This window comes from Alistipes sp. DJF_B185 (assembly GCF_964250025.1).
In the GTDB taxonomy this organism is placed as follows: Bacteria; Bacteroidota; Bacteroidia; order Bacteroidales; family Rikenellaceae; genus Alistipes; species Alistipes finegoldii.
This window is the reverse complement of sequence record NZ_CAXUDY010000003.1, coordinates 51,281-64,060: the sequence shown is the minus strand read 5'-3', so window position 1 is coordinate 64,060 and position 12,780 is coordinate 51,281. Positions and strand designations below refer to the sequence as shown.

General features: G+C 58.2%; 8 protein-coding genes and 1 tRNA gene. 4 read left to right on the top strand and 5 right to left on the bottom strand.

Going from position 1 to position 12,780, the window contains the following annotated elements; all coding sequences use genetic code 11:
* The first annotated feature begins 348 nt into the window (after positions 1-348).
* From ACESTR_RS05375 to ACESTR_RS05365, 3 genes are all read left to right on the top strand, one after another.
* On the top strand, positions 349-1,311 hold the full coding sequence (locus ACESTR_RS05375; protein ID WP_009596267.1) for an NYN domain-containing protein: 963 nt from the start codon (positions 349-351) through the stop codon (positions 1,309-1,311).
* A 498-nt stretch (positions 1,312-1,809) separates the two neighbouring features.
* Positions 1,810-3,654, top strand: a complete 1,845-nt coding sequence (locus ACESTR_RS05370) for a 2-oxoacid:acceptor oxidoreductase subunit alpha (protein ID WP_302575347.1) — start codon at positions 1,810-1,812, stop codon at positions 3,652-3,654.
* 4 nt (positions 3,655-3,658) lie between these two features.
* Positions 3,659-4,690 carry a 2-oxoacid:ferredoxin oxidoreductase subunit beta gene (locus ACESTR_RS05365; RefSeq protein ID WP_009596266.1) on the top strand — a complete coding sequence of 344 codons (1,032 nt, stop codon included), beginning with the start codon at positions 3,659-3,661 and terminating at the stop codon, positions 4,688-4,690.
* A 536-nt stretch (positions 4,691-5,226) separates the two neighbouring features.
* On the opposite strand, the gene ACESTR_RS05360 is transcribed toward ACESTR_RS05365, so the two are convergent.
* A complete protein-coding gene (locus tag ACESTR_RS05360; RefSeq protein ID WP_278713811.1) occupies positions 5,227-5,586 on the bottom strand; it encodes a thioredoxin family protein in 360 nt (119 codons plus the stop codon).
* A 596-nt stretch (positions 5,587-6,182) separates the two neighbouring features.
* On the opposite strand from ACESTR_RS05360, the gene ACESTR_RS05355 reads away from it, so the two are divergent.
* A tRNA-Ala gene (locus tag ACESTR_RS05355) sits at positions 6,183-6,256 on the top strand.
* A 111-nt stretch (positions 6,257-6,367) separates the two neighbouring features.
* Here ACESTR_RS05355 and ACESTR_RS05350 read toward each other — a convergent pair.
* The 4 genes from ACESTR_RS05350 to ACESTR_RS05335 form a co-directional block, all read right to left on the bottom strand.
* Entirely contained in the window at positions 6,368-8,662 is a 2,295-nt protein-coding gene (locus tag ACESTR_RS05350; RefSeq protein WP_373178948.1) for a family 20 glycosylhydrolase, read from the bottom strand.
* Between the two features lie 14 nt (positions 8,663-8,676).
* Complete coding sequence (locus ACESTR_RS05345) at positions 8,677-10,251, bottom strand: sulfatase (RefSeq protein WP_373178946.1); 1,575 nt, start codon at positions 10,249-10,251, stop codon at positions 8,677-8,679.
* Between the two features lie 106 nt (positions 10,252-10,357).
* The gene (locus tag ACESTR_RS05340; protein ID WP_237959129.1) at positions 10,358-11,599 is read right to left on the bottom strand and encodes a BT_3987 domain-containing protein; all 1,242 of its coding nucleotides are present in this window, start codon (positions 11,597-11,599) and stop codon (positions 10,358-10,360) included.
* Between the two features lie 17 nt (positions 11,600-11,616).
* Positions 11,617-12,762 (bottom strand): glycoside hydrolase family 18, encoded by a 1,146-nt coding sequence (locus tag ACESTR_RS05335; protein ID WP_227042735.1) that lies wholly within the window; start codon positions 12,760-12,762, stop codon positions 11,617-11,619.
* Positions 12,763-12,780: the final 18 nt, after the last annotated feature.

Genomic DNA, 12,780 nt, shown 5'->3' with positions numbered 1-12,780 from the left:
CGGCACCGAAGGCCCGCAAAAAATTCACGCCGTAAAAATCCGAGGGGGGGGGGAGGCATTCGTGTGGGTGGGGCCGGGAAAGGACCGGGCAAGAATCAGAGAAGAATCGAGGCAGATCAGGGAGAAGCCGGGACGGGATCCGAAAAGGCCGGGAACGAAAATTCGGAACGGGAACGATGCGGAAATGCGGAAGAACCGCCCAAAAGGCAGCGAAACGGCGGCTGGAAAACAGGACAAAACAGAGCAGAACAAACAGAGCAACACAAGCCGAAAAGACCGGAACGGTCCAACCGGAGCAACAACCTGAGGAAAAAATTCGTATCTTGCCGGAAACAAAGACGACCCAATATGGAACTCTCCGATAAAAAATTCGCGGTGCTGATCGATGCGGACAATATCTCACACCGGAAAATCAAAGACATACTCGACGAAATAGCCAATTACGGAACGCCGACGATCAAGCGGATCTACGGCGACTTCACCGATCCGAAATTCGCGGCATGGAAAAGCATTCTGCTGGAGAACTCGATCACCCCGATTCAGCAGTATGCCTACACCACAGGCAAGAACGCAACGGATTCGGCGCTGATAATCGACGCGATGGACATCCTGCACAAGGAGTCGGTCAACGGTTTCTGCATCGTATCGAGTGACAGCGACTATACGCGTCTGGCGAGCCGCATCCGCGAATCGGGCCGCGAGGTGCTGGGCTTCGGCGAAAAGAAAACGCCGAAACCGTTCATCAAATCGTGCGACAAATTCATCTACGTCGAGATTCTCGGACAGCCTGCCGCTCCGACGCCGGCACTTGCGCCTGCACCGGGTACCGCTCCGGCTGCGACACAGGCCCCGGCAGCGAAAGCCGCACAAAAAAAGACATCCGCCAAAAGACGTCAGACGTCTGACACGCAGGCCCCCGGAACGCCGGAAGCCGCCGCAGGCAAAAAAACCGCTCCGGCTCCGGGACAGACTCCGGGTGTGGTTCCCGCTTCGGAGCTGCCTCAGGTTACGGTTCAGGCTCAGACTCTGGACCCTGCGCAGTCCCAATCGATCATCCGTCCGATAGACGACGATTTCAAAGACCTGCTCGCCAATACCATAGAAGACGCCGCCGACGACAGCGGCTGGGCATTCCTCGGCATCGTCGGCAGTGTCCTGACCAAGAAAATGCCCGACTTCGACCCCCGCAACTACGGTTACAAAAAACTTTCGCTGCTGGTGAAAGCCCTCTCCGAGGCAATCGAAACCGAAGAACGACTGTCCGCAAACAAAGAGCAGAAGTTCATTTACGTCCGGAACAGAACAAGGTAAACGCTCCTTCCGCCGACCACCCGTCCGGCGGAAGGATACTCCTCAACCCCAGCCGCACAATTACGCGGCAAAAAGAAGTTGCGGGATTTTCCGCCAGCCGGAACCGTTCCGCCCCTGCCATGACCATAATACGCAAACCGCCGGGCAAAACAGCCCGGCGGTCTGAGTATCGAAACAAATCAACAGTCCAACGCGACAGCAAGCGCCTTCGCATGATTCATACGGATCACGCCTTCCCGTTCTTCGACACTGGACGGCGGCATTCCAAAAAAATTTAAAAAACTCCCCGCTTTCGAATTCATGCAGAAACGGGCGTTTTCCGAACGAAACAAAAGCCGGAATCCGCCAATTACGCACATATTATCACCGAAAACAAAAACGCCCGCACAAAAAGCCGCAGGAAAACCCCGAAAAAAGTCGTCTCCGGGGAACAAACTGACAATAAATTTATATATTTGCAATATTGTTTTTCTAAACCCTACTAATCCGAAACAAGACATGGAGAAAACCAATGTACGGGAGTTGCAGGATGTCGTGATTCGCTTCTCAGGAGACTCAGGAGACGGCATGCAACTCACGGGTACGCTCTTTTCAGACACTTCGGCCCTGCTCGGAAACGGCATCTCGACCTTTCCGGACTACCCCGCCGAAATTCGTGCGCCGCAGGGAACCGTGGCCGGCGTATCGGGATTTCAGGTACACTTCGGCAGTCACCGCGAACTCAACCCCGGCGACTACTGCGACGTGCTCGTAGCCATGAACCCCGCAGCGCTCAAAGCCAACCGCAAATGGCTCAAGCAGGGCGCGACGGTGATCATCGACGGCGATTCGATCACCGAAGAGCATCTCAGGAAAGCGGGATTCGCCACGCTCGACCCGATCGCGGAGCTCGGACTGGACGAATACAACGTCGTCATCCCCGACATCACGTCGATGACGCGCGAAGCGCTCAAGGAGACCGGACTGGACAACAAGGCCGTGGTCAAGTGCAAGAACATGTTCGCGCTGGGCATCTGCTTCTACCTCTTCGACCGCCCCGAAGCGTACGCATACAAATATCTGGAGACCAAATTCGCACGGAAAAATCCGGTCGTGGCCCAAGCCAACAAGCTGGCTATCGACGCGGGCTATAACTATGCGGCCAACACCCATCAGTTCGCCAACACCTACACCGTAGCCCCGGCGCCGCTCGAAAAGGGCACCTACCGCACCGTCAACGGCAACGTGGCGACGGCATGGGGCCTGTGCGCCGCCGCCGAGAAAGCCGGGCTGCCGCTCTTCTGCGGTTCGTATCCGATCACTCCGGCGACGGTCATTCTCGAAGAGCTCGCCAAGCGCAAGGACCTCGGCGTGAAGACCGTGCAGGCCGAAGACGAGATCGCGGGCATCTGCACCGCCATCGGCGCGGCATTCGCCGGCAATTTCGCGGTGACGACCACGTCGGGTCCCGGACTCTCGCTCAAGAGCGAAGCGCTGGGACTGGCCGTGATGACCGAGCTGCCGCTGGTGGTCGTGGACGTACAGCGCGGAGGCCCCTCGACGGGTCTGCCGACCAAAACCGAGCAGAGCGACCTCTCGCAGGCCCTTTACGGCCGCAACGGAGAGTGCCCGGTGATCGTCGTGGCGGCATCGTCGCCCAGCGACTGTTTCCACTATGCGTTCGAGGCCGGACGGCTGGCGATGGAGCACATGACGCCCGTGATCCTGCTCACCGACGGCTTCATCGCCAACGGCTCGGAGCCGTGGCGCATTCCCTCGATGAAGGACTACCCGGCAATCCAGCCGCCGATCGTAGACGACGCGCCCGAAGGCGGATTCATGCCCTACGTGCGCGACGAAAAGCTGGCCCGCGGCTGGGCGTTCCCCGGCAAGGTGGGACTGGAGCACCGCGTGGGCGGTCTGGAAAAAGACTGCGTGAAAGGCTGCATCTCGCACGACCCGTCCAACCACCAGAAGATGGTCTCGACGCGCGCAGCAAAGGTGGCCAAGGCCGCGGACGACATTCCCGCACAAACCGTATGGGGCGACCCGGAAGGCGACCTGCTCGTCGTGGGATGGGGCGGAACGCGCGGACACCTGCAGAACGCCGTCGATCAGATGCGCGCCGAAGGCAAACGCGTGTCGCTCGCACATTTCAACTACATCAACCCGCTGCCGCACGGCGTGCGCGACATCTTCGCGAAGTTCCGCCGGATCGTCGTCTGCGAGCTGAACGAAGGTCAGTTCGCCAACTACCTGCGCCAAAACCTGCAGGAGTTCCGCTACGAACAGTACAACAAGTGCGAGGGCCTGCCCTTCACGGTCGTAGAACTGAAAGAAAAATTCGAATCCTTATTGAAGTAACGCCATGGCAGAATACAAATACACCCCAGCGGATTTCAAAAGCGATCAGGAGGTACGCTGGTGCCCCGGATGCGGTGACCACGCCATCCTCAACGCCGTGCAGCGCGCGCTGCCCGAAATAGCCGACGCCACAGACACGCCGCACAACATGTTCACGTTCGTGTCGGGCATCGGATGCTCATCGCGTTTCATCTACTACATGAAAACCTACGGGTTCCACTCCGTACACGGCCGCGCAAACGCCGTGGCGACGGGCGTCAAGGTCGCCAACCCGCGGCTCAACGTCTGGGTCACCACCGGCGACGGCGACTCGCTGGCCATCGGCGGCAACCACTTCATCCACGCCATCCGCCGCAACGTGGACCTCAACGTCATTCTGTTCAACAACGAGATTTACGGTCTGACCAAAGGCCAGTACTCCCCCACTTCGAAGCTGGGCAAGATCACCAAGACCTCGCCTTACGGCACGGTCGAGAAGCCGTTCAACCCCGGCGAACTGGTGATCGGCGCCAAGGGCACGTTCTTCGCCCGGTCGGTGGACATGGAGGTGGGACTTTCGAAGGAGTGCATGGTGGCCGCCGCGATGCACAAAGGCATGTCGGTAGTCGAAGTACTGCAAAACTGCGTGATATTCAACGACAAGACCCACGGCGAGTTCGCCGCCGACAAGGCTACGCGTGCGGAGCGCACCGTAACGCTGCGCCACGGCGAGAAGATGCTGTTCGGAGCCGACAAGCAGAAAGGCATCGTCTTCGAGAACATGAAGCTGAAGGTCGTAACCGTCGGTGAGGACGGCTACACGCTGGACGACGTGCTGACGCACGACGCCCACCAGCGCGACACGACGCTCCACTCGATGCTGGCGGCGATGAAGTACCCCGACTACCCCGTCGCCTTGGGAGTAATCCGGGCCGTCGAGGACGCCACGGTCTACGACCGCGAGGTCGCCCGGCAGGTCGAGGAGGTCAAAGCCCAGAGCAAAATCCACTCGGTGGACGAGTTGCTGCATTCGGGCGCGACTTGGGAGATCGAGTAACGGAAGACAGCGAGGACGGAAGACCGGACCACTAAAATCGCGGGACGGCAGGCCGCAAGGGCGGAAGACCGAGCCACGGAAAATAGCGAGACGGCAAACTGCGCAGACGGAAGACCGAGCCACGGAAAATCGCGGGACAACAGACCGCAAGGGTGGAAGGCCGGACCACGGAAAATCGCGGGATGCAGCAGGTACGTCCGCAGGAAGATCTCGTAAGGATGCTGTCCCTGAAAATTCGTTACAGTTCAACAAGAAACAGCCGGAAATTCCGGCTGTTTCTTATTTCAGAGCATATCTCCCGTTTCCGGCAATCAAAGCGCCGCATACGCTGGTTCCGACAGCAGGCATATGGGTGAAAGGGCTTCGAGAAGCGTTCGCAAGAACAGGTCCCGCGTCCGAACGGCATCCATCGCAACAAGGCGGAGGTTTTATGCAGAGCGGGCGCAGCCTGCTGCAGCCCCCTGCCCCTCTCCGCAAAGTCATAAGGGGCAAGACGCATGTCTTCATGCCGTTTGTCCGTGCAGCCGCGGGCCGATTCAGTGTTCGAGAAGCGTGGTGTCGATGATCCGGCGCATTTGGGCGATCTCCATGGCTCCGTTGGCGTGCTTCGGTTCACCGGACACGGGAATAAACAGGAACGTCGGAATGCTCCGCACGCGGAATATCGCCGCAAGCCGTTTTTCCTTGTCCACATTCACCTTATACATGCGGACCTTCCCGGCATATTCTTCGGCCAGCGACTCCATAACCGCCCCCATCATCCTGCAGGGACCGCACCACGGGGCGTAAAAATCGATTACGGCGGGCAGGTCGCCCTCGTATTTCCAATCCGGATTGGCCCGGAAGTCATAAATCCGCTTCTGGAATTCCGTTGTCGTCAGTTCGATTGCTTTCATAGTATGCTGTTTTTCAGTCGCCGCAGGCTGCCGGCCGAAGCTGCGATGCCGAGCATCAGTGCAACAGCCGTTCCGATCCTTGCTTTCCGAATCGTCTTCAGGCCCCGGCTCTATTCAATAACGCAAAAATCGGAGATTTCATATGCCCCGGCGACAGCCGGGGACCGTCAACGATGAGCCGGCGACATATTCGGCGACATATCCGGCGAGAGCCGTCAAGGCACTCCCTATGCGGCTTTGCATGCAGTCCGACTACAGATCGGATGCAATTTGGATGCGGTTCGGATGCGGTTCGGATACAGTTCGGATGCAGTCTCGCTACGGTTAATGCAGCTCTGTATACAGGCCGGCTACAGCTCGGATGCTGTTCAGAAGCTGTCCCGCCACAGTCGATGCGGCTCGGTATGCGGTCCGAATACCGTCATGAACGCATCTGAATGCGCTCCTGATGCAGCCCAGAGCGGCTCTGCCCGCAGTCCAGATACGATCCAGATGCGGATCTGCGGCGGATTTTGCGGTAAAAATTCATTTTCGGCGATTTTTTCCGAGCGTAAATTGCAGAAATAAAAAAATCCGATTATCTTTGCACCTGCATTGGGGGATTAGCTCAGTTGGCTAGAGCGCTTGCATGGCATGCAAGAGGTCACGAGTTCGACTCTCGTATTCTCCACTATTGTAAACAAGGGGTTGCAAAATATTGCGCCCCCTTGTTTTTTAGCTTCCTGCAAACAATTCGCACACGCATTGACAATCACACGACTTTAAACCGAAAATACAATCCTCACGGATCGTGGCGGAGCAGGTCGGTATCGAGCGGGTGGCGGGCACCGTCGTCGCCGAGCAGGACAAGACGAATCTCGCCGCCGTTGTAATCGAAATAGCGCAGTTCGAGCGGATGCAGGCCCGCAGACAACGCAACCTGTCCGCTCTTTTCGAGCAGAGGATGTTCTCCGTCGTTATCAACCACCACCCTGCCGCCGATACGCAGGATGGCGCCGTCGTCGGAAGCGAGCGCAAAGGTATAGATCCCGGTTGCCGGAATGTCGATATACCCCCGGAAAATCATCCCGACGGCCCGGCGGCCGGCAGCCGCACGAGGGAAACAGACCGAATCGACGACACAACGGCCGCCGGCAGCGTAAAGAGTCTCCGGAATGCCGATCGCGTCGCAACCGGGAAAACGGCGGAAGTACCAATCGACGCACAAACCGGGTTCAGTGTCCCGCGGCTCCAAAGGCCGCGCATAATCCTGCTTCTCATAGCGGACGATTATCCAGTCGCCCGTACGGCCGTCGGCATGGTAGGGCCGGATGTGCAGCGTACAATCGTCGCGGATAACCAGCGGGGCGTCGTAACGCGGCGAGTTTACGGTCGGCACCGAGCCGTCGAGCGTATAGCGCAAAACGGCACCGGGCAGCGGACAGACGACGGCAGTCCGGACCGAATCGGTGAAGACGCTGACAGCATGATAATTCGTCAGCGACGGAATCCGATAGTTGACACCCTCATCATCCAGCCGTCGGCAATAGTCCAGCAGCCGCGACATGAAAGCGTCCTCGTCAAACTTGCCCGGCTCGGTCCACCCTTTCTCGGCCAAAACGAGCAGGCGCGGGTAAAACATATATTCCGCACGGGACCACGCAGGGATTTTTTCGGTCCAGAGGTTGCCCTGCACGCCTTTGATCAGCCTTTTCTGCGCATCGGACAGCGAGTCCGGCAGCATATCGAAGCGACAGATGCGCGCGAGCGAGTTTGCGTCCTCTTCCAACGAGAAATAGAACCACGACTGCGGACAGAGGACGACCTCACAGCCCTGCCGGGTGGCCGCACTCACGGACTGCGGTTCCCACGGCCGCCACCACATGACCGTAGCACCGGGAACGGCTCCGCCTTCCAGTATCTCGTCCCAGCCGATCATGCGGCGTCCGCGGGCTTCGCAAAAGCGCTGCATACGGTGCATGAACCACGCCTGAAGAGCCGCTTCGTCAGGCAGCCCTTCGGCACGCATACGGGTCTGACAGTCGGGACAACGTTTCCAGTTGCTCTTATCGACCTCGTCGCCGCCCATGTGAACATATTCATAGGGGAAAAGTTCGAAAAGCTCTTCCCAGACGCTTTCGCAGAACGCCAGCGTCCGGTCCTTGCCCACGCACAGCGGCGAGGAGAAGGATTGCCCCCACGAACCGCGTCCGAAACAGGCCAGCCACGGATAGCTGTCGATGGCCTGCAAGCAATGTCCGGGCATATCGATTTCGGGAATCACGTCGATACCCCGAACCGCGGCATAGGCCACCACCTCGCGGATATCCTTCCGTGTATAATATCCCCCGTAAAGCGTGTCGGCGCCATCGGTCCGCAGCCGCCGGACGGGAAGCAGGAAATCGTCGTTTTGTTCCCGCGCCGCGCGGCCCATGCACAACGTATCCTGCCGATTGAAAAGCCGCCATGCCCCCTCTTGCGTGAGTTCGGGATAACACGGAATCTCAATCCGCCAGCCCTGATCGTCGGTCAGATGCCAATGAAATTTGTTGAGCTTGAGCCGGGCCATCTGGTCCAGCAGCGTAAAAATCTCCTCTTTGTCGAAAAAGTGCCGGCTCACGTCGAGCATCACGCCGCGCCATCCGAACGCCGGCCGATCGGCGATCTCCGCATAAGGAATCTTCGCTCCGCTTCCGGCTTTCGCTGGCAGCAGCTGCCGCAGCGTGGCGATGCCATTGACGACGCCCCGGTAGGAACCGCCCCCGATCCGTACGCCGGCATGCGTCACCGACAGGCGGTACCCTTCAGGCGGCAAGGCGGCCGAATCGAGTTCCAACACGATATCTCCCCGGTCGCACCGATCTACGGCGACAGTGCCATAGGGCGCCAGCACCTCGTTCACGTAGCCGGCCGCGGCGATGAGAGCCGTATCGGCAATGCCCAACTGCAACCGTTCAGGGAGCCGGTAGGTCCCGTCGCCCCATATCGTTTTCTGCGGAACGGGAATCAGCACGGGCCGTTCATCCGGCGCAGGCCCGGTGCAGGCCATGAGCCACATTCCCACAGCCAACGCAGCATAAATGCGAACATGTGTCATGCGCCCGGTCACGATCAATTGCCGTTTGCGGCCGTTACACGTCCGTTCCTGCGCAGAGCCAGCGTATCGCCGTACTGAGTCTGCAGGCGCACCAGCTCATCCGTCATTTCCCGCCGGGGCGCAGCATATTCCGGCAGGCCGTAAAGGTTCCGCAGTTCGTGCGGATCTTCCTGCAGGTCGTAAAGCTCCCATTGGTCGATGTCATTGTAGAAATGGATCAGCTTCCAGCGGTCGTTACGCGCGCCGTAATGGCGCCTGACCATATGTTCGGCCGGATATTCGTAGAAATGGTAGTACAACGAGCGCCGCCAGCCAGCAGGATGTTCGCCCCGCAGCAACGGCAGCAGCGAAACACCCTGTATGTCGTCGGGCACGGCGACTCCGGCCAGTTCGAGGAATGTCGGCGCATAGTCGATATTCTGCACCATTTCGACGATGTCGCCGCGGGCACCGCCCGGCAGACGCATCACCAACGGCGTGCGGAACGACTCCTCGTACATGAAACGCTTGTCAAACCAGCCGTGCTCACCCATGTAGAAACCTTGATCGGAAGTGTAGACCACCAGCGTGTTTTCGGCCAGCCCCGACTCGTCGAGATAATCCAGCAGGCGGCCGACATTGTCATCGAGCGATTTCAGTACTTTCATATAGTCACGCATATAACGCGTGAATTTCCATTGAGCCAGTTCACGGCCCTGCGGATTGCGGCGGTAGAAATCCTCGATCAGCGGCGTATAGAATCGGTCCCACGCCGCCCGCTGTTCGGGATTCATCCGCCCGACAAACGCTTCGTAGGTGCCTTTCAGGCGACTCCGCTTATCGGGCCGCCACATTTTGAGGTCATAGATCAGGTCCATGTCCTTCATAATGCTCATCTCCTGCGCTGCGGCGGCCGGACGCCCCTCGTAATCATCGAAAAAAGTATCGGGAAGCGGAAAGTCCAGCTCTTCGTAAAGCGCCAGATTGCAGGTGTCGGCCATCCAATTGCGGTGCTGGGCCTTATGATGCACCAGCAGGCAGAAAGGTTTCTCCGGATCACGCCCCGAACGCAGCCAATCGAGACTCTTGTCGGTAATAAGGTTGGTTATGTACCCTTCGGAACGCACCGTATCGCCCGTCTGGCGGATAAAATCGGGATTGTAGTAATCGCCCTGTCCGGGAACGATCTCCCAATGGTTGAACCCGGTGGGCAGACTTTCGAGATGCCATTTGCCGACGACAGCCGTTTCGTATCCGGCCTGTTGCAACAGCTTGGGGAAAGTCTGCTGCGTATTGTCAAAGACGCAGGTCGTGTTGTCGTAAAAACCGTTTTTGTGGGAATGCTTGCCCGTAAGCATACAGGCGCGGCTGGGACCGCTCAAGGAATTGGCGACGAAACTGTTGGTGAAACGCACGCCCTCGACGGCGATGCGGTCGAGATTGGGCGTCGAAGCGTAACGCGTATCGTAACAGCTCATCATTTGCGCCGTATGGTCGTCGGTCATGATATAGAGGATGTTCATCGGACGGGCCGGCGCTTCGGACTGCCGGGCGCATCCCGTCGCAGCGACGGCGGCCAAACCGCCGAACAGAAAGAGTCTTTTTTCCATATTCCAGTAGTTTTTATCGCTGAAAAAGCGCAGGGGCGTATTGCAGGGCCCCTGCGCTCCATTAACTCGGTTCTAAATTAGCAAAAAAGAGCGAACGGAACAAGAGTTACATATTGTCCATATCGGGCGCCCATTCCAATCCGGTCGCAGGGCCGTAAGACTGCGGGTCCCACAAGTCGCCGGCACGCGAATATTCGCATTCGGCGGTATTGCCGTTGCCAGTGGCGTCCTCAAACGTGTACCCATGGCCTTCGTTCATCTTCCAGTAGCCCAGCAGGCCTTCGCTCTTGGGATCGACGTTATTCACGTTGTTCTTGAGCTGAGTGGAGGTGCGGGCCACGTTCCACAGGCGCACTTCGCTGAACGAGATGGTCGTATTGCAGTAGCTGGGCTGCGGCAGCAGGGCAAAATACTTGAACGTAACGGTATTGCGCGGAGCCGATTTCTGTACGACCTGCTCACCATCGAGGTAAAGGCTCGTCGCGGAGCCGTCAAAGACGATGGCCACATGCTGCCACTTCTTCGCCTCGCAGGGCGTCACAGCAGTTTGGCCGGGCTGGGCCATGGTGTTCATCTGCATCCAGCGGTTCACCACATCCGAAGTGGTGGACGAAGCCTCGAAGCGGACCCACATACGGTTGTTGATATTTCCCTCGCCGTTGTCGAAACCGACGATCATGTAGTTACGGGCCGTGAACTCCTCTTTGTACATCTTGAACTCGATGGTATAGGCATTGAAGGTGATGGGCGCATCCTTCATGTTCAGCATCACACGGTTCAGTTTGCTGGAGCCTCCGGTCCGGTATTCGCTATTGAAGATCGGAACGGGAATGATCTTCTTTCGCTCGCAGACGATCAGGAAATCGGACGCATCGCCCAACATCTTCATACCGCCGCTTACACAGCGCAGCGTCACGGGCAGAGCGTAGACAGAACCCGAATCATCCATCTCTTCGGAGAAGGGCAGGATGTCGATTTGCGCAGGTGCGGCAGCCACTTCGCCGGCCGGAACTATGACAGGATCGGCAGGCAGTTCAAAACAGGTTTCCGGCAACTGTACGTACGAAGTTCCGTTAAGTGCATTATAACGCTCCAGCACGTCGGGATTCATCTCGAAGCGGAAAGCGGTCTCTGTATCGCCCTTGCCGCCCAGACGAACGGTAAGCGAAGTCTTACCGCCGTCATCCTCGACCTTGACGGTCGTACTCGACGCTTTCTGAGCCTCTTTGATATAGGCGGCATTGTCGAGCGCACCGAGATCGGCATTGTCGCAGCCGGTAACGAGCCCGGTCAGCAGCGCACCTGCGAATAAGGCCCGGCAGATGCAGATATTCAGCATATTTTTCATAATCTCATTCGGTTTTATTATTGCTGGTCGTCAGCTTCCGCCCCGCCCTTTTCCAACTTGTCCATGGCGTTGATGGCGGCGCGGAAATATTTGTAACAGTCATTCTTGAAGTCGTTCTGCATCTGGTAAGCGCCGATGCCGCCCTTGCGAAATCCGTTGGCCGGCTGCCAGAGCGCCATGGCCTGCAGCGAATTGGTGTAGGTCCCGTCCGGAAGGCGACAACTCGTTCCGCCGTATTTCCACATCGCTTCGGGTTCGAGATTCTCGGTAACAAGAGTGCGGTTGGTGATGGTCTCCTCGTCGATTATGTCACCGAAGGCGTTGACCAGCCCGGCCAAACGGTAGGAATCCAGCGAAGACTGGGCTGTCAAAGCGTATGTCTGCAGAATATAGTAATCAAAGCATTCGATTGTCTCCTTAGGCATCGACGACACCAGTCCGTCAACGATCAGCAGTTTGCCGCTTCCCGATTTCGGGCCGAGATGTTTGGAGCATTCATCGACGAACCACGTCGTACGCTGCGAGGGGGAGGTGCCGGCATAGATATCGCCCTGCTGGGACTGATTCATCACGATATTGCCGTTGTGGTAAGACCCCAAACCGGGTTCATAGTCGAGATCAAGACCCGTATAACCGTATTTGAGCACCTCGTCGACCAACCCGTTGGCGTATTTGCGGATGGCCGCCTCGATCTGGGCGGCATCTGCATCGTCCGTCCAGCCCCAATACTCGCGCATCAGGCGCACCTGCTCCCATGTATCCTCGACACCGGCGGTCACCTCTTCGGGCGTCGCCTTGGCGCCGACGTTGGTCAGCAGGATGGTCACGACCACGTCGGTACCTTTCAGCTTCTTGACCTGAACAACCTCTTCCATCTGTTCGGGCGTAAGGGAAAAAGTCGCCCAGTTGGCCACCAGCGAAACGCTGTCGGGAATCCCCATCAGGCTGGTCGCCGTCGTGGCCCCCGTGGGGTCCCAGCCGCCGAACCAGCCGAAGGCGATTGGATGGCTCTTGTCGGCTTTCCATGCACGCAGGTTCTCGTAATAGGATGCGGGCTTGTGCTGCGTGAAGTCCCGCGCTTCGGGTTCGGTCCAGTCGCTGCACGAGACAAAGGCCCCGGCCGCGAGGACCGCTATCATCAGAGAAATTATCTTCTTTTTCATATCACACTTGGTATTTTC

Bases quoted from the DNA above. Each gene is read 5' to 3' on its own strand.
- ACESTR_RS05370 (WP_302575347.1), top strand. From the start codon at position 1,810: ATGGAGAAAACCAATGTACGGGAGTTGCAGGATGTCGTGATTCGCTTC.
- ACESTR_RS05340 (WP_237959129.1), bottom strand. From the start codon at position 11,599: ATGAAAAATATGCTGAATATCTGCATCTGCCGGGCCTTATTCGCAGGT.
- ACESTR_RS05335 (WP_227042735.1), bottom strand. From the start codon at position 12,762: ATGAAAAAGAAGATAATTTCTCTGATGATAGCGGTCCTCGCGGCCGGG.
- ACESTR_RS05350 (WP_373178948.1), bottom strand. From the start codon at position 8,662: ATGACACATGTTCGCATTTATGCTGCGTTGGCTGTGGGAATGTGGCTC.
- ACESTR_RS05375 (WP_009596267.1), top strand. From the start codon at position 349: ATGGAACTCTCCGATAAAAAATTCGCGGTGCTGATCGATGCGGACAAT.
- ACESTR_RS05345 (WP_373178946.1), bottom strand. From the start codon at position 10,251: ATGGAAAAAAGACTCTTTCTGTTCGGCGGTTTGGCCGCCGTCGCTGCG.
- ACESTR_RS05360 (WP_278713811.1), bottom strand. From the start codon at position 5,586: ATGAAAGCAATCGAACTGACGACAACGGAATTCCAGAAGCGGATTTAT.
- ACESTR_RS05365 (WP_009596266.1), top strand. From the start codon at position 3,659: ATGGCAGAATACAAATACACCCCAGCGGATTTCAAAAGCGATCAGGAG.